Origin of the sequence: Faecalibacillus intestinalis (genome assembly GCF_003024685.1) — a bacterium.
GTDB classification, from domain to species: domain Bacteria; phylum Bacillota_I; class Bacilli_A; order Erysipelotrichales; family Coprobacillaceae; genus Faecalibacillus; species Faecalibacillus intestinalis.
In genome coordinates, this window is sequence record NZ_PYLQ01000016.1 from 1 (window position 1) to 21275 (window position 21275).

At 30.9% G+C, this 21275-nt stretch carries 21 protein-coding genes and 1 other annotated feature; of the genes, 5 read left to right on the forward strand and 16 right to left on the reverse strand.

The window, feature by feature from the left end; genetic code table 11:
* Window positions 1-681, reverse strand: a 681-nt coding sequence (locus tag C7U54_RS10355) for an IS1 family transposase (protein WP_146137629.1), incomplete at its 3' end; no start/stop codon positions are given.
* Between the two features lie 268 nt (window positions 682-949).
* Window positions 950-2239: a phosphopyruvate hydratase gene (gene eno / locus C7U54_RS10360; protein WP_022001698.1), complete on the reverse strand. Its 1290-nt coding sequence runs from the start codon at window positions 2237-2239 to the stop codon at window positions 950-952.
* 396 nt (window positions 2240-2635) lie between these two features.
* On the opposite strand from eno, the gene C7U54_RS10365 reads away from it, so the two are divergent.
* Both C7U54_RS10365 and C7U54_RS10370 read left to right on the forward strand, forming a co-directional pair.
* A complete protein-coding gene (locus C7U54_RS10365) occupies window positions 2636-3328 on the forward strand; it encodes an iron-sulfur cluster assembly scaffold protein (RefSeq protein ID WP_022001699.1) in 693 nt (230 codons plus the stop codon).
* A 17-nt stretch (window positions 3329-3345) separates the two neighbouring features.
* The gene (locus tag C7U54_RS10370; RefSeq protein ID WP_107030254.1) at window positions 3346-4344 is read left to right on the forward strand and encodes a GGGtGRT protein; all 999 of its coding nucleotides are present in this window, start codon (window positions 3346-3348) and stop codon (window positions 4342-4344) included.
* 142 nt (window positions 4345-4486) lie between these two features.
* Here the strand turns inward: C7U54_RS10370 and C7U54_RS10375 are convergent, their stop codons facing one another.
* From C7U54_RS10375 to C7U54_RS10405, 8 genes are all read right to left on the reverse strand, one after another.
* On the reverse strand, window positions 4487-6421 hold the full coding sequence (locus C7U54_RS10375; RefSeq protein ID WP_107030255.1) for an oleate hydratase: 1935 nt from the start codon (window positions 6419-6421) through the stop codon (window positions 4487-4489).
* Window positions 6422-6509: 88 nt separating this feature from the next.
* Window positions 6510-6836 (reverse strand): TetR-like C-terminal domain-containing protein, encoded by a 327-nt coding sequence (locus tag C7U54_RS14980; protein WP_206603616.1) that lies wholly within the window; start codon window positions 6834-6836, stop codon window positions 6510-6512.
* Window positions 6837-6848: 12 nt separating this feature from the next.
* Complete coding sequence (locus C7U54_RS14985; RefSeq protein ID WP_206603613.1) at window positions 6849-7073, reverse strand: TetR family transcriptional regulator; 225 nt, start codon at window positions 7071-7073, stop codon at window positions 6849-6851.
* 96 nt (window positions 7074-7169) lie between these two features.
* The gene (locus C7U54_RS10385) at window positions 7170-7391 is read right to left on the reverse strand and encodes a DUF6718 family protein (protein ID WP_107030256.1); all 222 of its coding nucleotides are present in this window, start codon (window positions 7389-7391) and stop codon (window positions 7170-7172) included.
* Window positions 7392-7448: 57 nt separating this feature from the next.
* The gene (locus C7U54_RS15270) at window positions 7449-7985 is read right to left on the reverse strand and encodes a type 2 periplasmic-binding domain-containing protein (RefSeq protein ID WP_107030257.1); all 537 of its coding nucleotides are present in this window, start codon (window positions 7983-7985) and stop codon (window positions 7449-7451) included.
* Between the two features lie 129 nt (window positions 7986-8114).
* Complete coding sequence (locus tag C7U54_RS10395) at window positions 8115-8555, reverse strand: transposase (protein ID WP_318025950.1); 441 nt, start codon at window positions 8553-8555, stop codon at window positions 8115-8117.
* A gap of 168 nt (window positions 8556-8723) precedes the next feature.
* Window positions 8724-9065 carry a hydrogenase maturation nickel metallochaperone HypA/HybF gene (locus C7U54_RS10400; RefSeq protein WP_107030259.1) on the reverse strand — a complete coding sequence of 114 codons (342 nt, stop codon included), beginning with the start codon at window positions 9063-9065 and terminating at the stop codon, window positions 8724-8726.
* 2 nt (window positions 9066-9067) lie between these two features.
* A complete protein-coding gene (locus C7U54_RS10405) occupies window positions 9068-11791 on the reverse strand; it encodes an FAD-dependent oxidoreductase (protein WP_206603614.1) in 2724 nt (907 codons plus the stop codon).
* 102 nt (window positions 11792-11893) lie between these two features.
* Between C7U54_RS10405 and C7U54_RS10410 the strand changes: the two genes are divergently transcribed.
* On the forward strand, window positions 11894-12412 hold the full coding sequence (locus C7U54_RS10410) for a TetR/AcrR family transcriptional regulator (RefSeq protein WP_118661507.1): 519 nt from the start codon (window positions 11894-11896) through the stop codon (window positions 12410-12412).
* Window positions 12413-12416: 4 nt separating this feature from the next.
* On the opposite strand, the gene C7U54_RS10415 is transcribed toward C7U54_RS10410, so the two are convergent.
* From C7U54_RS10415 to C7U54_RS10430, 5 genes are all read right to left on the reverse strand, one after another.
* Window positions 12417-14150, reverse strand: coding sequence for an ABC transporter ATP-binding protein (locus C7U54_RS10415; protein WP_107030261.1), 1734 nt, complete (start codon window positions 14148-14150; stop codon window positions 12417-12419).
* Window positions 14150-15001: an ABC transporter ATP-binding protein gene (locus tag C7U54_RS15275; protein ID WP_241522608.1), complete on the reverse strand. Its 852-nt coding sequence runs from the start codon at window positions 14999-15001 to the stop codon at window positions 14150-14152. The genes C7U54_RS10415 and C7U54_RS15275 overlap by 1 nt, the downstream gene beginning before the upstream one ends.
* A gap of 3 nt (window positions 15002-15004) precedes the next feature.
* The gene (locus C7U54_RS15280) at window positions 15005-15937 is read right to left on the reverse strand and encodes an ABC transporter transmembrane domain-containing protein (RefSeq protein WP_241522609.1); all 933 of its coding nucleotides are present in this window, start codon (window positions 15935-15937) and stop codon (window positions 15005-15007) included.
* A gap of 68 nt (window positions 15938-16005) precedes the next feature.
* The gene (locus C7U54_RS10425) at window positions 16006-16611 is read right to left on the reverse strand and encodes a TetR/AcrR family transcriptional regulator (protein ID WP_107030262.1); all 606 of its coding nucleotides are present in this window, start codon (window positions 16609-16611) and stop codon (window positions 16006-16008) included.
* A gap of 110 nt (window positions 16612-16721) precedes the next feature.
* Window positions 16722-17912, reverse strand: coding sequence for a pyridoxal phosphate-dependent aminotransferase (locus tag C7U54_RS10430; RefSeq protein WP_107030263.1), 1191 nt, complete (start codon window positions 17910-17912; stop codon window positions 16722-16724).
* A 161-nt stretch (window positions 17913-18073) separates the two neighbouring features.
* On the opposite strand from C7U54_RS10430, the gene C7U54_RS10435 reads away from it, so the two are divergent.
* The gene (locus C7U54_RS10435) at window positions 18074-18817 is read left to right on the forward strand and encodes an SDR family NAD(P)-dependent oxidoreductase (RefSeq protein ID WP_107030264.1); all 744 of its coding nucleotides are present in this window, start codon (window positions 18074-18076) and stop codon (window positions 18815-18817) included.
* 40 nt (window positions 18818-18857) lie between these two features.
* Here C7U54_RS10435 and C7U54_RS10440 read toward each other — a convergent pair whose 3' ends face one another.
* The gene (locus tag C7U54_RS10440; protein ID WP_048923931.1) at window positions 18858-20558 is read right to left on the reverse strand and encodes a carbon starvation CstA family protein; all 1701 of its coding nucleotides are present in this window, start codon (window positions 20556-20558) and stop codon (window positions 18858-18860) included.
* Between the two features lie 60 nt (window positions 20559-20618).
* Window positions 20619-20851, reverse strand: a binding site (T-box leader).
* Window positions 20852-20988: 137 nt separating this feature from the next.
* On the opposite strand from C7U54_RS10440, the gene C7U54_RS10445 reads away from it, so the two are divergent.
* Window positions 20989-21267, forward strand: coding sequence for a hypothetical protein (locus C7U54_RS10445; protein WP_107030265.1), 279 nt, complete (start codon window positions 20989-20991; stop codon window positions 21265-21267).
* Window positions 21268-21275 lie beyond the last annotated feature (8 nt).

The window sequence follows — 21275 nt, forward strand, 5'->3', positions numbered from 1 at the left end:
GCTGTCACTTACAACTTGACATGTACTTGGAATCTTATCTTTATATATTTTATAGAGCTCTTTGGAATGAATCCTTCCTGTTTCAGATACTTGGATTACTTTATTGTTATGTTGATCTATGGCACATACGATATTTCTTTTTTGACTGCTCATCCCTCTTTTTTGTTTTTCTTTGTTTTCCATATGTTTGCCTGAATGTGTAACGACATTTAGTTTTTCATCCAAATAAACCGTATCACTTAAAACAGGGTTATCATGAGTCAAATCAGCAAGAACACTTAGTATTTTATGTCTCCATAAAAGAGAGGTTGGTTCACTTATTCCAGCGATATCAGCAGAACGAGCAAGAGTATCACCATTAAATAAAGATTGAATATATTCAAACCATTGATAAGGTTGCTTTTTAGTGTATGAAAGCAATGAACCAGTAATAGAAGAAAATGTTTTTGAACATTCTTTACACAAATATCTTTGATTGCCTTTATTATCCTTGCCATATTTAATGATATGTTTACTTTGGCAATGAGGACAAAAAGAACTATCATAGTTGTTTGATAGTTCTTTATGAATATTTGAATCGTAGATGTGATTGATCAAGTGATTATTAAGTTTTTCTCTAATAATTTCAATTTCATCATCACTTGCATTATTAATAATTGAATCAATAATATCATTAAACATTTTTTTCCATAGCTTTCAACCTCTTGACTATATGATAGAACAAATCAAAATGGTAAGCTTTCTATTACAAAAGTTAGACTGACATTATTAAGTGTTATCACCAACATTTATCTTTAGTTAGGTTATTTACAAAAAAAGATGACTTGCATCACCTTTTTTTATCTATATTATTAAAAGATAATATTTCATTATATGATTTAGTCTAAAATTGGGAAGTTACGATTTAATCGTTAAAGGGATATAACAATATTATCTTTTAATAGCAAAATTATTTATCTAATTGATAGAATGAATCAACGCCACCATATAAGCTTTGTTTTCCTAATTCATCTTCAATTCTTAATAATTGATTGTATTTAGCAATACGGTCTGTTCTTGATGCAGAACCAGTTTTAATTTGTCCAGCATTTGTAGCTACAGCAATATCAGCAATTGTTGTATCTTCTGTTTCACCAGATCTATGAGAAACAACAGCAGTATAGTTTGCTTTTTGAGCCATTTGAATAGCTTCTAATGTTTCAGTTAAAGTACCAATTTGGTTAACTTTAATTAAGATAGAGTTTGCTGTTTTCTTAGCAATACCTTCTTGTAAACGTTTTGTATTTGTTACAAAGAAGTCATCCCCTACTAATTGTACTTTTTTACCTAATTTTTCAGTTAAATATTTCCATCCTTCCCAGTCATCTTGATCAAGACCATCTTCGATAGAAATAATTGGATATTTTTCAACAAGTTCACCGTAGAAGTCAACTAACTCTTTTGAAGTAAATGTTCTATTTCCTTCACCTGGTAAAACATATTTACCATCTTTATAGAATTCTGAACTGGCAACGTCCATTGCAAGTTTAACATCTACACCTGGTTTATAACCTGCTTTTTCAATAGCTTCAATAACTGTTTGAATAGCTTCTTCATTTGATTTTAAGTTAGGCGCAAATCCACCTTCGTCACCTACAGCCGTATTTAATCCTTTATCATGTAATACAGCTTTTAAATTATGGAATACTTCAGCACCCATACGAATTGCTTCTTTGAATGTAGGAGCTGAAACTGGCATAATCATAAATTCTTGGAAATCAATATTGTTATCAGCATGTGCCCCACCATTGATAATATTCATCATGGGTGTAGGAATAATATGAGCATTTGCTCCACCAATATAACGATATAATGGCATACCTAATGAATCAGCGGCACATTTAGCAACCGCAAGAGAAACACCTAAGATAGCATTTGCTCCAAGTTTACCTTTATTATCAGTACCATCTAAATCAATCATTGCTTGATCGATTTCTCTTTGAGCAAAAACATCATACCCTAATAATTCAGGAGCAATCACTTCGTTTACATTTTTAACAGCTTGTAAAACACCTTTACCTAAATAACGTGATTTGTCTCCATCTCTTAATTCTACTGCTTCATAAATTCCTGTAGAAGCTCCACTTGGTACGATTGCTCTACCAAAAGCTCCACATTCACTTCTAACTTCAACTTCAACAGTTGGATTTCCACGAGAGTCTAATACTTCGCGTGCTTTAATACTTTGAATTAAATCCATTTTAATACTTCCTTCTTTCATTTTTGTTTTGTTTGTGTTTGTGATTTTTGTTTGTGATCTGGTATCAATAAAAAATGATTTATTAACACGAGGTTAGCTGTAACTAACTGTCTATAAGTTAGCATATACTAACCTTGTGTGTCAACCCTTTTTGACTACTTTTTTTCAACTTCAAATACTATTTTGTTCCTTTTTTTATAAAATATTCTTTGATAGATACAAAAAAATTCCTTTTTTCATTTATTTATCTTTCTTGTTTCATTGACTTTCTTTAATCGACACTTTATAATTTGTTCAGGTGAATTCCTTCACCTGAAGGAAGAAATTTATGTAGTTTTACGTTATTTCTTTTTTAATGTTTGTGATCATTAATGTGATGAAAGGAGAAAATAAAAAATGATTTATTCACATGAAGTTGAAGAAATGTGCACTGTAAATCGTGGTGCATCACACGGATGTGCTCCTATTCCTGAAGAAGGAAAATGGGTATATTCAAGAGAAATCAAAGATATTTCTGGTTTAACACATGGTATTGGTTGGTGTGCTCCACAACAAGGTGCATGTAAACTTACTTTAAATGTTAAAGAAGGTATCATTGAAGAAGCATTAATTGAAACTGTTGGATGCTCAGGTATGACTCACTCTGCTGCTATGGCTAGTGAAGCATTAGTTGGTAAAACTTTATTAGAAGGTTTAAATACTGACTTAGTTTGTGACGCTATTAACACAGCTATGAGAGAATTATTCTTACAAATCGTTTATGGACGTACTCAATCAGCATTCTCTGAAGGTGGATTACCTGTAGGTGCTGGTCTTGAAGACTTAGGTAAAGGTTTAAGATCAATGGTAGGTACATCATACTCTACTAAATTAAAAGGACCTCGTTACTTAGAATTAACTGAAGGTTACATTACTCGTATCGCTTTAGATACAAATGATGAAATTATCGGTTACGAATTCGTTAACTTAGGTAGAATGATGGAAATGATTAAAGATGGAAAAGATGCTAATGAAGCTTTAGAAGCTGCTAAAGGTAACTACGGTAGATTCAACGATGCTGCTAAATACATCGATCCAAGAAAAGAATAATAGGAGGATACGAAAAAATGGCATTATTTGAAAGTTATGAAAGAAGAATTGATCAAATTAACGCTGCATTAGCTAAATATGATATCAAATCAATCGGAGAAGCAAAAGCTATTTGTGATGAAAAAGGTATCAACGTTTATGATATCGTAAAATCTACACAACCAATTTGTTTCGAAAATGCTTGTTGGGCATATACAGTTGGTGCTGCTATGGCAATTAAAAATGGTGATACTAAAGCAGAAGATGCTGCTAAAACAATCGGTGTTGGATTACAATCATTCTGTATTCCAGGATCTGTTGCTGATGATCGTAAAGTAGGTTTAGGTCATGGTAACTTAGGAGCAATGTTATTAAACGAAAATACTCAATGTTTCGCATTCTTAGCTGGACATGAATCTTTCGCTGCTGCTGAAGGTGCAATCAAAATTGCTGAAAAAGCTAACAAAGTTAGAAAAAATCCATTAAGAGTTATCTTAAATGGTTTAGGAAAAGATGCTGCTAAAATCATCTCAAGAATCAATGGTTTCACTTATGTAGAAACTCAATTCGATTATTTCACTGGAGAAGTTAAAGAAGTATCTAGAACTGCTTATAGTGATGGTCCACGTGCTAAAGTTAACTGCTATGGTGCAGATGACGTACGTGAAGGTGTTGCTATCATGCATAAAGAAGGTGTAGATGTATCAATCACTGGTAACTCTACTAACCCTACTCGTTTCCAACATCCAGTTGCTGGAACATATAAAAAAGAATGTATCGAACAAGGTAAAAAATACTTCTCAGTTGCATCTGGTGGTGGAACTGGACGTACTTTACATCCTGATAACATGGCTGCTGGTCCTGCTTCATATGGTATGACTGATACTATGGGACGTATGCATAGTGATGCTCAATTCGCTGGTTCTTCATCAGTTCCTGCTCACGTAGAAATGATGGGATTAATCGGTATGGGTAACAACCCAATGGTTGGAGCTACTGTTGCAGTTGCTGTTGCTATCGAAGAAGCTTGTAAATAATTCATTAAAAAGTCTTGATTTTTCAAGGCTTTTTTTATTTTCCCTTTTATCCCTTTCTATCAACAATAATTTAAAAAATAAGGGGGCTGTAACGAGTAGGTAGATTTTTAACTACTTTCGAAAGGTTACAGCCTCTTTATTATTACATATTATCTTTTAATACTTCATGATTTCTTAATAATTTCTCTATAACTGTTCCTTTAACTGCTTTAATAAGAGGCTTTTTAAATATATTTAAAGGACCTAAGTTTATTTCAAAAGGAGATTTACCATCCATCAATTTAACAGAACTATCCAATAATTCTCTAATATCATAAACACTTCCCCATACCTCAGGAACACCACGATCTACACCTAATAAACCATAAACAGCTTCCATTGCTGTTCTTACAGAATATTCTGTAGTAAAGACAGTATCTCTAGGTGTATGAGCAAATTGTCCTAAGAAAGCAAAGTTAACTGCGCCATCAACAATAACATCTGGTCGATCTTCTTTTCTTCTTGGCATAAAGAAAGCAGTGATATATGGCATCATTGTTGGTATACAGATAGCACTGTTTGTCGCATAGTCTTCAATGTATTTTTCTGGTACACCAAGATGATAGAGCCATTCCATTGTAATTTCTTTTCCTGTACATTCTTTCATTGGTTTTTTTACATAATCTCCAAGAACATCTGTAAATAAACCATAGACCCAAACACATACTTTTTCTTTATCTTGTTGTTTAAATTGTCCTTGGCGATTAATTGTCCAACTTAAAAGCCATGATGAATCTTTACAACTAACAATTCCTCCTGTTACAACATGTCCAGTACGAGGATCTCTTTTACAGATATTTGTAATATAAGGAATAATTTTATCATCTAATGTTGTAATTGTAGCTGATTCCCAATTTGTTTTTTCAATATCACTACAGAATTTTTCAGGATGTCCAAATGAAGCATCTTGTTTAGCAATATTTTTCCATAAATCCCAACAACCACTTTTTGCTACTTTAGCATCTCCTTGAGGAGCATGATCTTGATCTCCATAGATTGTTCCTTCTACACAACTACCATTTGTAATAAAGACTAAATCATTTTCAGTTAATTGAATATTTTTATCTTTACCATTTACTTTACATTCAATAACTTTAGCTACTTTTTTATCAGGTGTTGTATCAAATATAATATTTGTTACTTCGCTGTTAAATTGAAAATCAACACCATGTTTTTCTAAGTATTTTTGCATTGGTAAGATTAAGGATTCATATTGATTATATCTTGTAAATTTTAAAGCACTAAAATCTGGTAAACCAGAAATATGGTGTATAAATCTTTGGAAATAAAGTTTCATTTCTAAGGCACTATGCCAGTTTTCAAAAGCAAACATCGTACGCCAATACATCCAAAATGTTGAATTAAAGACTTCTTCATCAAAGACATCTTCAATTGTTTTATCATAAAGATCTTCATCTTTAGTCATAAAGAGTTTCATAATTTCCATACACCCTTTTTGACTTAAACCAAATTGATTATTAGTCTTAGCATCTTGTCCACGATTCACTGTTGCTCTACATAATGAGTAGTTAGGATCTTCTTTATTTAACCAATAAAATTCATCTAAAACACTGGCATCTTTAATTTCTAAAGAAGGAATACTTCTAAATAAATCCCATAAACATTCAAAGTGGTTTTCCATTTCTCTACCACCACGCATGATATATCCTCTTGAAGGATCAAAAATACCATCACATGCCCCACCAGCAATATCCATTGCTTCTAAAATATGAATATTCTTTCCTGGCATTTGTCCATCTCTTACTAAAAAACATGCTGCAGCTAATGAAGCAAGTCCACTACCTACCAAATAAGCTTGTTTATTTTCTACACCTTCAGGTTTTTTAGGTCTAGCAAACGCTTCGTAATTTCCATTTGTATAATAAATTCCTTTAGAGTTTTTATCATGTTTACCAAGTTCAGTATTACGATACGTATTTTCTTTTTCTTCTACTTTATTTTCTTTTGCTTTTTTAACAAGCATAGCTGATGAAACAGCTGCAGCTGTTGTTGCTGCTATTTTGATACTTCTTTTCATATAGGTTCCACCTTTCTTTGATACCTTAATTTTATCATTCCCCTCTTGAATTAAAATTTACAATAAAAAAGAAATGATTTAATTTTTATCATTTCTTATTATCTGTAAAGTTTTTAATTGATAAATCTATTGTTCCATGAACTGTCTTTTCTAAATCATCAACAATTTCATTATAATTTTCATCCATTCCTTTTTCTATCCAATCAAGCATAATCCCTACAAAACCATATTTATAAAAATAAGCAATAAAATTCTTTTGTTGTTCATTTAAATTTGTTTCAATACTTCTTTCTTCAACAATTGATTCAATCAATCCATGAACAAGTTTAAATAATACTTTTTCTATCTGATCTTTAGAAATATCATGATAAACATTTAAAATAAAAGGTTTATTTTTATAAACAGCTTCAAAGATATTTTCTAATCCTTATTTCCAATGAGCATAATCTTTCTTTTCATTAAGTGCTTTTTTAGCATCTTCAATTAAAATCCATTCTGTTAAATCATATAAATCTTGAAAATGATAATAAAAAGACATCCTACTTAAATAACAAGAATCTGTTAAATCTTTAATCGTTATTTTATGAAATGGTTTTTCTAATAAAAGCTTTTTAAAAGCATCTTCTAATTGCAATTTAGTTCTATTTGTCATATTTTCACCTATCCCTTTTCAAGATGTTCTCATTAATCATACTATATTTTTTTATGACTTACACTAAAAAAAGCAATCCGTAGATTGCTTGTAATACTATAATAAACTTTCTTCTTTACTAAATTCTTCAAAACTATTAACAAAATGATAAGGTTCATATTCTCCATAAGCAGTAGGTCTAGTGATTGCTACAATTTGAATATCGTATCCTAGCTTCTTTTGTAAATTTGTTGTAAAATCAGCCAACTCTTTTCCACGCTTTGCTTTTAGTGCAATGCATCCTGATTTTTTAAATCTTTTCGCAATTAGATAGCACATTTGCCAACACCTCCTTTAATTTTGCTAGTGATTTAATTAAATTATAACTTAATATTCTCACCTATCTTTATAGTACTTTTCTATCTCTTTAAGACAAGCTTTTACTTGTTTAGAAGGATTCTTTTGATAAAGCAAACCATAAGGCATTTGATAATGCCACGAAACAGGTAATGTAATTAAAGATGGATGAATATGATTCCAAACATCTAATGTTAATAATAAACAACCTTGTTCTTCACAACGATTAAAAGTATCAAGATCATAAAAATAACCTACATCCTCTAATATAATTTGTGGATAAAGTGTTTGAACATCTTTTCTAAAATCATCAATATTTAAACAGTCTCCACCACTTACACATAAAAGTCTTTCATGATATAAATCTGTTATTTCTAACCTTTTCTTTTTAGCTAAGGAATGTGTTTTAGGCACTGCTACACAAAGATTATAAAATCCTAGTATCTTATAACTTGTAAAAATATCTATTTGTTTTGAATTAAATGAACCAATTAAAAAATCAAACTTTGTTCCAATAGATTGAAATACTTCCATAATATGTACATGATCATCTTCATAAGGAACAACACTTGACACTCCCCATGTCTAAAGACAGGGGATTCTTGCTACCTGCCAACATTGTTGGATGACCAGTTCATTTCTGATAGGTCGCAGTGCAAGTTAGGGGTATGCCATTACCCTTCATAGAGCAGAACTTATAGTTCTCTAGGCAGTATATCTATTACCAATATACTCAGTTGAGTGGCTTATATTTATTGCACCTAGCAGATCCCTGTGTGTATGATACTCACATCTGCATATATAATTTCTATCTTTTGCATGTTGGATACTTCCACATATCGGACAGATCTGACTTGTATATGCTGGATCTACATACTCAACTTCTATACCTGCCAGTTTTGCTTTGTATTCTATAAATGTAGCTAGTCTATAGAACGACCATGTATGCAGGCTATGATTGTTTTTTCGACTTGTTCTTGTCGTTGAGCGGATGTTTTGTAGTCGCTCTAACTTGATTACTGAGATATCATGTGCTTTTGCTGTATTTACAATTTCACGACTTAGCTTATGATCTGTATCTTTCATGATACGTTGTTCTTTGTTGTTGATTTTAACACCGCCTTTGGCTTCTTTGCTTTTTGATATCTTTTTCTAAGATTATTAATGTTTTTTTCTTTTTTCGTTTAATAAATGACTATTTCTCTCATATATTGAAAATTTAGTATTTTCATTTTACTAAGTTTATTTATGAAAAAAGTGGTCTTTCTTTTTCCTTTTTACTTCTATAAAAATTAGAATAAGATTTTTTATATTTTAATATTCTATATTTTTTACAAGAAATTGTTGTCCTGAAATAATCGTTTTATTTCGACTTCCACATTTTGGACAGATACCTTGACATTTCATAACATTATAGAAAGCATCACAATCATTACATGTAGCTTGTCCTTTAACAACAATACATTTAAGCGTACTCTCTTTTAAAATAGGATAATCTTCTTTAACAACAGGATAATATTTTTCAAAGAAGATTGGTAAATATCCTGTAAGTTCTCCTACTTCTAAAGTAATTGTTTTAATTGATTCTATTTTATTATCTAAAGCAATTTGATTACATAAATCAACTGCTTTTTTTAAAGCTCCTATTTCATGCATAATTAATCCTTCTTTAATTTAGAAATAAGAGATTTACCTGTTTTACGTCCTACTTCTTTTAAAACAGCAGGAACAAGTTGTTCATAAGTTGCTCCAAAGGCATCATGATCTCTACTTAATGAAATAGCACCAAAGTGACATCTTGTTGTACATAGACCACAACCTATACAAATATTTTCATCTACTCTAGCTGCTCCACATCCTAAGCATCTTGATGTTTCTATTTTAACTTGTTCTTCAGTTAGAATACCTCTTTCATCTTTGTCTGTTTTGTATTTTGTTTCGTCTATTTTAACACGTTGACGAGGATGATGATCATATTCTCCAAAAGCAATATTATCTTTATCTAAATATTTAAAATTATCTCTTTTTACTCTACCTAATGTTAAAGAATGTCCCTTATTTACAAAACGATGCAAACTTTCTGCTCCTTCTTTACCTGCAGCAATTGCATCAATAGCAAAACGTGGTCCTGTATAGACATCCCCACCAACAAAGATATCATCTTGATTTGTTTGATAAGTCCAATGATCGGCTTTTGCTGTACCATTAGGTAAGACTTCTACATGAGAGCCTTTTAATAAATCTCCCCATTCAATACATTGTCCAATAGCTGTAACAATTGTATCACATTCAATTATTATTGTTTTTTCTTCATCATAGATAGGATTAATCTTACCAACTTTATTTTTTACTTGTAAACATTTCTTTAAAACAATACCCGTTACTTTACCATCTTGCGTTAAGATTTCTTTTGGACCCCAACCACAATTTGTTGTAACACCATCATGAAGTGCTTCTTCCACTTCTTCTTCACTAGCAGGAAGTTCATTTCTTTTTTCAAGAGAAATCATTGTTGTACTTGCTGCATTTCTAATAGCAACTCTAGCACAGTCTACTGCTACATTTCCTCCACCAATGACAACAACTCTTCCTAAATCTTTTGGTTGTTTATTTAAGAAATCAACACCTGCATAAACACCCTTAGCATCTTCTCCTTCAACTTGAAGCTTTCTAGAACCTTGAGCTCCAATAGCTACATAAAATCCTTTATATCCTTGATCTCTTAATCGATCTAAAGTAACATCTTTACCTACATTAACATTACATTTAAATTCTACACCCATTTGTTCTAAAACATCTATTTCAGCTTGAACAATTTCTTTTTCAAGTCTAAATGATGGAATACCATATTGCATCATTCCTCCAGGAAGAGGATTTTTATCAAAAACAGTTACTTGATGACCATAAACTGCAAGATAATAAGCACATGATAAACCTGCTGGCCCCCCACCAATAACCGCAATCTTTTGACCACTCCCTTTTTCATAATAGAATTCAGGAATATAGCGATTTTCCTTATTTAATTCTCTTTCAGCAATAAAACGTTTCACTTCATCAATTGCTACTGGTGAATCAATATCTCCTCTAGTACAAACATCTTCACAATATCTAGAACAAACACGTCCACAAATTGCTGGAAATGGATTTTCTTTCTTAATAATTGCTAGTGCTTCATCGTATTTTCCTTGAGCGGCTTTTTTCAAATAACCTTGAACACTCACATGGGCAGGACAATTTGTTTTACATGGTGAAGTTCCTGTTTCATTTACAACATTATCACGATTTGTTAGAAAATCTTTTTGCCAATGTTTTGGTCCAAATACTAAATGATTATTAGGAATTTCTTTATTATGTATTTTTGTTACATTCCTTTCACCTAACTTTTGTCCTAATTTAACTGCATTTTGTGGACAAACTTCTACACAGCCACCACACGCTACACATTTTTCTTTATTAACATGTGCTACATAATTTGAAGATGAAAGATTAGGTGATTGTGTATACCAAGATGTCTTTAAAGCCATACATGTGTCCCATTTACAATTACAAATAAATAATGAAAAATCTTTTCCATCAATATTAGAAAGTTGATGAACAGCTCCACGTTTTTCAGCTGTTTTAATAATTTCTTCAGCTTCTTCTCTTGTAATACGTCTTGCCTTCCCCATACGAATACAGCTTTCAGCATAATGCCCTAAATTGATACAATAATCTCCTTCAAGATCTCCTGTCCCTTCATCAACCATAACTCTTAATTTACGACATTCACAAGGTGCAACTGCAATACTCTTACCTGCTTTATCTAACCAGTAAGATATTTCTTCATATTTTACTTTTCTTGTTTCATGTTCTATTGCTTTTTCAACAGGAATTGCTCTCGTTAAAGCATTTCCCATTGGAACTACACTAGATATCTTCTTTTGCAAATCTAAAACATAATTTAAAAATGCCGGTGCCATTTCTGGAAAAGCATCTGATCTCTCTTTTGTCATAACAGTTGTTTCCATTGCTCCAGGAGCGAATACAGGTAGTTGTACCATATCCTCTCCATCAGGAGCACTACAATATTCTAAAATACCAACATGACAAATATCATCAACTAATTTAGCTGTTGCTACTAAATCTTTACCTGTTAATTTTGTAAGATTTTTAACATAATAAGGTTTTCTTAATTTCATTTTTAACAATAAATCAATTTGTTCATTTGTTAATTGTCGATCAAAGAATATGTATTCCCATGAATTTTCATTTGCTGTAGGATTTAACATATTCATATGTTTTACAAGTTTTATTAAATTTTTTCTAGGTTTAGGATTTTCTTTTTTATAAGCATTATAATCCTCTAAACATCGTTTTTCTCCCTCAGTTAACTTTTTAGCCATTTGCATTCCCTCCTTTTTTATTTTATCATGTGTTATCTAAAAAAAAGTGGGACAATATTGAAAATATGTCCCAAAATAGATAAAATAAAAAAGGTGATCCAAATGAAAACATATAACAAAATATTTAATGCTTTTAATAAACTTATTCAAACAAAATCTTTTGATGATATTACTGTTTTAGAAATATGTCAAAAAGCGAATGTTTCAACATCTTCATTTTATCGTCATTATAAAGATAAATATGATGTTATGAATGATAATTATAAGAGGATTTTAGATCAATATATTAATAGTAAACAAAATCATAATTATGAAGATGTTTTTATTAATTTATTCACGATGAGTAAAGAACTTCATTATTTAAAAAATGCCTTTGATTATACAGGAATTAATTCTTTAGGTGATTTTATTTATCAATATTCTTATAATACCGTTATTGAGATGTGTAAAACAAAAAACATCCACTTTGAAGATAAAGATCTTCTTTTATTGGATGTCTTTTGTGGTGGTGCTTCAATCATGTATCAACACTATATTCTAGGTAAATATGATTTATCACCTAAACAAGCAGGTCATCTTTTATATCAAATGTTTCCTGAAAACTTTAAAATATCTTGGTAATCAATTATTCATATTTCCAATTATGAGATTGCATTTGCATCTCTACCATATGTTTATAAATACCATTTTGTTGTTTTAAATCTTGTGGTTTACCTTGTTCAAAGACTACTCCATCTTTTAAAACAACAATTTGGTCAACACCATCAACTGTTCTCATACGATGTGCAATAATTAATACTGTTTTATTTTCTATTAACTTAGAAATAGACTCTTGAATCATTGATTCATTATCTACATCTAAAGAAGCAGTCGCTTCATCCATTAAGATAATTGGAGCATCTTTTAAAAATGCTCTCGCAATTGAAATTCTTTGTCTTTGTCCTCCTGATAATTCAGAACCATTTTCACCAATCATTGTATTCCATTGATCTGGCATATTTTCAACAAACTCATCACAATGAGCAAGTTTTGCTGCTGCCATCACTTCTTGGTCTGTTGCATCTTTTTTACCAATACGAATATTTTCCATAATTGTATTATTAAAAAGTGTTACATCTTGAAAAACAATTGAATAAAGCTCTAATAATTTTTCCGGATCAATCTTTGAAATATCCATACCACCAACTGTAATCTTTCCACTATCAATATCATAAAAACGTGCAGCTAAACGAGAAATCGTTGTTTTACCACCACCACTTGGTCCAATTAAAGCTGTTACTTCACCTTGTTTAGCAGTAAATGAGACATCAGATAATACTTGTTCTTTTTGATTATAAGCAAAAGCCACATGATCAAAAACAATATCATAGCCCTCATTTGTAAGAGTATTATTTCCTGTTTGTTCATCATGAGATAAAATTTCATCCATACGTTTACAATTTGTATCTAAACTAATCATTGCTGATAGATTTTGTAAAGATATTTGTAACGGCTCATACATGCGTGTTACAACAAGTAAAAACATAAAGAATGTTAAAACTGTAATCTCACCTTTTACAAGTAAATAACTTCCTACAACAGCAACAGTTCCTATACCAAGTTTTAAAATCATTTGTGCACTACAAACAAATGCTGCATTTGTAAATTCCGCAAAAATAGCATGTTTTTCAACAGCTTTGATTTTTTCATTAAGTGATTCCATATATTGATCACACATATTATTGGCTCTTAAATCTCTTAATGTTTCTAATCCTTCTTGAATACCATCTAAACAATCAATACGATATACATTTGTTTTTTCATGCGTGTGACGCATCGCTTTTCTTGAATAGAGAACAATTGCAAAAGCAATTGGCATCACCCAAATTGCTGCAAGCGCCATACGAAAATCAAAAAATAATAAACTAATAACAATAATAGTTGTTGAAATCATAGCTCCTATTAATTCAGGAATCCAATGTGAACTTGCTGTTTCTAAAAGAGCACAATCAGACATAATCGTATTTGTAAGATCAGCTAAATCTTTTTTACCAAAATATGATAATGGTAATTTTCTAAGTTTTTCAGCTAGTGTACGACGTCTTACACCACTTTCAACATAAGTTGATAAAAAAGTAGCACGATATTGAAAAACGGTTGTTAAAGCAATACATATTAAAATAACCACAATAGCTATCAAAAAGAAAACAAATTTTTCTTGCAGTAATTGATTATCTAATAAATAAGATGCTAATAAATAAAGTAACCCTACTGGTAACATTAAAACAAGATTAGAAAGTGTTACTGCTATAAAAGCTCTTACCATATCTTTAGCCCCTTTAGAAGATAAAGCGTATTTATGTTTTAATTTTTCAATCATTATTCTTCATCCTCCTTTTGTACTTTCCATTTAACAGATTGATTATATTGATGCCACATATGTTCATAAACACCTTTTATTTTCAATAATTCTTCATGTTTACCACTTTCTACAATCTGTCCATTTTCTAATACATAAATACAATCTGCATGAGTAATCGTTGATAAACGATGGGCAATCATAATGACCGTTTTATTTTTTGAAAGTTTCTCAAAAGCCTTTTGAACCAATACTTCATTATCTGGATCAGCAAAAGCAGTTGCTTCATCTAAAATAAGAATAGGTGCATTCTTTAAAAATGCTCTAGCAATAGATAATCTTTGACTCTCTCCACCTGAAACATAAACACCCTTTGAACCAATAATCGTATGAATACCCTCAGGAAACTTATCAATAATATCTTGACACTGTGCATCTTTTAAAGCTTGTATTACCTCTTCATCACTAGCTTCAGGCCTAGACATACGAATATTTTCTAAAATACTCATCTTTAGTAATCGGCTATCTTGAAAAACATAAGACACTTGATTCATTAATTCTTTTTGTTCAATGTCTTTAACATTTACATGACCAATTTTAATGCTCCCTTCATTTACATCGAAGAAACGACAAATTAAAGAAGCTACAGTTGTTTTACCTCCTCCACTTGGTCCAACTAAAGCAATATGTTGACCTGCTTGAATATGCATATTTAAATGGTCAATTGCTTTAGTTGAAGTATTTTGATATGAAAAACTAATATTTTCTATATCAATTGAGGCATCACTTGGTACTTTTACTTCTTTACTTTCTGGTAAGGGTTGTACATTCATAATGAGATCCATTCGATTTAAAGCATCTTCTACCATCATTTGTTATTCACCTGCATAAGCGATTTTCATTAAAGTAGTTGTTAAAATAGATGTAATTAAAATATAGAAAAATAAGTTTAAAATAAATTGATCAGTAATTTGATTCCCTACAAATAGATAAGCAGCAATAATAAGTGCAGCAAAAATAGCATTCGCAAAAGTTGTAAAACAAACCATTGGTTTCATCATACTTTTTGTATAATCTAAAGTCCATTTTTCATATTCATCAATAGCTTCTTTAAATCTTTTAAAAGAAAATATTGTTTGTCCAAAGGTTTTAACAACAGGTACCCCTCTTACATATTCAACTGCTTCTGATGCCATAGTTTCCAAAGCGTTTTGATATTGTTTCATATCTTCTGCCATCTTTGGTCCCATCATTGCTGTAATCATTAAAACAAAAGCAATAATTGCGGGAATAAGACTCATTAAACCTAAACGCCAATCAAAGATTACCATCATTATAAGTAAACCAATTGGTGTTGCTTTAGAAACAACTTTATCTGGAACATTATGTGCTAAAAATGTTTCTGTTGCAGCACTTGATTCCATCACAATTTTTCTGATTTTTCCACTTCCTTGGCTTTCAACATATCCTAAAGGAAGCTTCATAATGTGTTCCATCATTTTTGTTCGCATATTTGCTTGTACTCTAAACGCTGCTTTATGGGAACACATTAAAGCTGCAATATAAAAAAACATTGCAAGCAAAGCAAATATAACAGCATGCCATCCATAGCTTTTAATATGGATTGCTTCATTGAAGTTTGGTCTTACTTCTAATACCTCTTTGAGGATACGCCACATATCGTAAAAAGGAACTAAAGCAATAAAAGCACTCATAGCAGCTAAAATACATGAAGCATAAACATAATACTTATGATTCCCCGCAAAGTGTATCAACTTCAATAATGTACTTTTTTTCTTTTCTTTCATAAAATCTCTCCTATCAGTTAGTTTTTGCTAACTATTGATGTTAACTTTAGACAGGTTTCCCTGTCTATTTACTCATCAATCCCCATAACTGCTTTCCAGCCAGCAACATTAAATAACTTTGTGCTATTCATAAATGATTGAGCTTCTTTATAAGAACAATCATGTGCAACAAGTTCATACATCGTTTGCCATCCTGCCCGGCAAAATACATGAATAAAGAATGGATCTACTGTAAAATCTTCTTTACCATATTTATCAACAAGCTCTTGGTAATAAGATTCTTCGATTTTTCCAAGTTCATCTAAAAAATGTTCATATTGAGAACCGGTAGAGCAACAAAAAATCAATTTAAACTCTGTAAAATGTTGATAAATATAATCTAAAACAAAATCTGTTCCTTCCTCTCCTTCATAATTAGCTTGATTAAGATCAGGACTATAGATTGCTTTTTGAATACTCTCAAGATAAATATTCATCAACTCATCCGCTGTTTCTTTGACGATTGTTGAAAACAATCCTTCTTTATCTTTAAAACGAGTATAAATAGAATTCGTACTGACCCCGCTTTTGGCAGATATATTTCTTAGACTTGCTTTCATAAATCCTTTTTCTAAAAATTCTTCTGTTGCACTTTTTAATAGGTTTTCTGTAACACCTACGGTTTCTTGCCTCATAATTGCCTCCATCATTAAATAACACTGTTATTATAACAATGTTATTTAATGTATGTCAATAAAAAAGCCTTAATGAATATTTATCATTAAAGCTTATATAAATTTTTATTCTATTTTTCTTTTAACTCTGATAATAAGTTTTTAATTCTACTGAAAGCTTCTTCAATATTTTCTTTTGATGAAGCAAAAGAAATTCTAATAAAATTATTTAAACCTTTTCCAAAACCACTTGCTGGTACAACCGCTACACCATAATCAAGTAACTTATCCGCAAACTCTTGTCCATTAAATCCCGTCTTAGAAACATCAACCATAATATAGAAAGCCCCATGAGGTTTAATGTATGAAAGATTTTCACATTGATCCAATTGTTCCATAATGAATGTTCTTCTTTCATGAAATGTTTGGATCATATGTTGAACTTCTTTTTTTACATCTTCTTGATCAATTGCTTTAGCCATTCCTATTTGCGCAAATGTCATTTGTGAAGTTGTTGTATATTGATGTACTTTTAAAATATGATCAATATGTTTTTTACTTGCAGCAATATATCCCATTCGCCAACCAGTCATCGCATATGCTTTTGAAAAACCATTAACAATAATTGTATAATCTTTCATGTTTTCAAATGAGGCAATAGAAACATATTGCTTTTCATAATCGAGTTGATTATAAATTTCATCAGCTAATATTAAAATATTGTTTTCTCGAGCTAGTTGGCATACCTTTTCTAATGTTTCCTTTTGATAAACAGCTCCTGTTGGATTACTAGGGTTATTGATAATCATCATTTTTGTTTTATTTGTAATTTTTGATTTCAATTCTTCAATATCAATTTGAAATTCATTACTTGCTTTTAATGGAATTTCTACAGGAATTCCCTCACATAGTAAAACTGTATTTTGATAAGAAACGAAGGCTGGTGTAAATATAATAACTTCATCTCCTGGTTCAATAAAAGCAAGACATGCATTATTGATTGCTTCACTACAACCACAAGTCATAATGATTTCTTGATCACTATCATAATCAACTGTTGTTTGTTCCTTTAACAATTGAGCTACTTTTTGTCTTAAACCTAAATATCCTCTATTAGAACTATAATGCGTTTGATTATTATTTAAAGCTTCTATCGTTGCTTTCTTAATTCCCTCTGGTGTATTAAAATCAGGTTCTCCTGCACATAAAGATACAACACTTTTCCCTTGACTTTTTAATTTTTCAACCTTTTCCATAACAACACGAATAGATGACATTTGTACTTGATCTATTCTTTTAGCGTATATATTTTCTTTTTCCATTTTGACACTTCCTTTTTGATAACTATTATATACTAATTATCGTCAAATACACAACAAAACACCTTAAATAAAAATACCTAATTTCTATAAAATATATCTATAAATTCTCTTCTTAATATCTATTTTTTGTTTTTATAATAAAGATAAGGAGGATTATATTTATGAATAAAGAATTTGAAGGAAAATATGCTGTTGTTACTGGAGGAGCTGGCGGAATCAGTTACGAAGCTGCAAAAACACTTGCAAAAAAAGGATTGGCTGGTGTTGTTTTAGCTGATTTAAATATTGAGCAAGCAACAAAAAGCGCTAAAAAACTAAAAGAAGAAACAGGATGTCACTGTTATCCATGCAAAGTAGATGTTTCTAATCCTGAAGATATTGAACATCTATTTGAATTTGCATTAGAAAAAATGCACACTGTTCATATTTTGATTAATGGAGCTGGTGTTTGTCCAACAACCCCTATTGAAGATTTGGATGCTGATAAATGGGATTGGTGTATGAATATTAATTTAAGAGGTGCTCATTTATGTGTAAGAGAAGTTATTAAAATAATGAAAAAACAAAAATATGGAAAGATCATAAACATTTCTTCTGTGGCTGCAAGAATTGGAGGTATCGCTTCTTCTGTAAGTTATGCTGCAAGTAAAGGTGGTCTTTTATCTGCTACAAAAAGTTATGCAAAAGTTTTAGGAACTTATAATATTAATGTTAACGCTGTTTGTCCTAGTGTCATCAACACAAATATGACAGCTAATACAAATTACAGTGCTACTGGTATTCCACTTGGACGTTTAGGTGAAACAGATGATGTTGCAGAAGTTATTGCCTTTCTAGCAAGTGATGCCTCTAAATATATTACTGGTCAAGGTATAGATATAAATGGTGGTTCTTATATGAACTAAAACACAAAAAAAGCTTCATCATGAAGCTTTTTTATTATCTTTATTTTTCTTTTACAAGTTTACTTCCTGAGTTGAAACCAATCATTAATCCTAATGCAACAAGTAAGATTGCGACTACTAATTGTAAACCATCAACCATTAAGACAAATCCACCAGTTACAAATAATTTCATAACGATTCCATAGATAGCTTGTACTAACGCTGTCATTGTAACGATAAACATTAATACCATTGGGATATATAACATAAATCCTTTTCTTCCAGTAACTTTTAAGAAAACAGCTAATGAAATTAAAACCATTGCAGCTAATAATTGGTTAGCTGATCCAAATAATGGCCAAATATTAACATATCCACCTAAACTTAATAAATATCCACAAACTAAAGAAATAATTGTTGAAACGTATTTATTAGTTAAAACTTTAACTAAACCACTTGGTTCTTGTCCTTCTTCTACTTCAAAGAATTCTTGGAAAGACATTCTTGAAATTCTTGCAACAGCATCTAATGAAGTTAAAGCAAGAGCTGAAACAAACATTGTCATAATACATAATCCCCAAGATTGAGGTAAACCAAGTTGAGCAACTAAACCAGTAACACCAGCTGAGAATTTAGTAAATGGTGTTGCTGTATCAGCTAAAGCCATATTAGCAAGTGTACTATCTAAGACACCCGATGCTTTTAAGTTTGGTAAAGCACCAACAATAACGATAACTAAGATAGCAAGTAATGATTCAAGTAACATAGAACCATAACCAACTTGTAACATATCTTTTTCGTTTTCTACTAATTTTGAACTTGTTTCAGATGAGACAAGTGAATGGAAACCAGAAACAGCACCACAAGCAATTGTAACAAATAATGTTGGGAAGATATAACTTCCTGAAGCAGATTTAAATCCTACAAAAGCAGGTGTTGTAATTGTTGGATTGCTTACAAACACACCAATTACAGCAGCAACGATCATTCCGATAAATAAGAATGTTGTTAAATAATCACGTGGTGTTTTAAGTAACCACATAGGTGTAACTGAAGCAAAGAAAATATATACAAAGACAACATAAATCCAAGTTGTTTTAGTAGCATATACTGGAAACATAATTCCAAGTGCTAACATAGCAATAATTAAAGCAATACCAAGAATCACTTTTGGTAAACCTTCTAGTTTAACTTTTTTCAAGAATAAACCAAAGGCCATTGCTACAAAGACATATAAAATTGAAATTGAAGCAGCACTTGCATTTGGAGCAAGTTTAGCCCCATCAGCACTAATTCCATTAAATGTTCCTGCAACCATATCAGCGAAAGCTGCAATAACAATTAATGTGAAAATCCAACAAAATAAGAAAAATAATTTTTTACCTTTACGTCCAATATATTTTTCAATGATTTGTCCCATTGATTTCCCTTCTGTTTTAACAGAAGCATAAAGTGCGCCAAAATCTTGTACAGCACCAAAGAATACACCACCAACGATAACCCATAAAAAAGCTGGTAGCCAACCAAACATCATTGCCATAACTGGTCCAGTAACAGGTCCAGCTCCTGCAATTGATGAGAATTGATGAGCAAAGACTGACCATTTGTTTGTAGGTACAAAGTCTGTCCCATCTTCTTTTGCAACAGCAGGTGTTGTTGCTTTTGGATCAATTCCCCATGTTTTAACTAAGTAACGACCATAGAATAAATAAGCCACTACTAAAATTAAAGCACTTAATCCAAGTAATAGTAAACCATTCATAAATGAATCCCCCTCTTTTAAATCAATCATCACATATAAAAAGGTTTTCGCTTAACTTTACGCTAAGACGAAAACCTTGTTCCGCGGTACCACTTAGATTGCGATATTTAATCGCCCCTTCACATCTTTTTATAATGCTATTCCTTTAACGCAGAAATTACGATTCCCCTACTTTTATTTCAAGAAAATAGCTCACAAGTGATGGTCTTATATCATTACCTACATTCTTTCCACCAACCGAATGTTCTCTATAGGAAGCGGATGTAAAATCGTATCTTGTTCATCGCTCATTTATATGTATGCCTATATATTATACCTCTTTTTTTGTTTGTCAATAGTTTTTTATTTTAATAACTATATTTTTTATCAATAAATATTTATTTCGTTCAGTCAACTCATCTTTTGATACATATAATATATTGGTGATTATATGTCTCTACCTTACATGAATACTGTTTTACTTAATCAGATGATTGTCATCATTTCACAATCATTTAATGAATGTTTTTCAAATGATGAACAGGCCATTATTGGCGCTTTTTTAACAACTCTAGGAGATATGCTCTCTTTAAACAGTGCTTATATCTCTTATTTACAAGATCAAAATTCCCTTTCTAAACAAAATCAAAATGATTATGATTTATTAGAAAAAAGTATTGAAAAAATAAAAGAAGAAATTAATAAAATGAAAAGTAATGTCCAAAAATGAACATTACT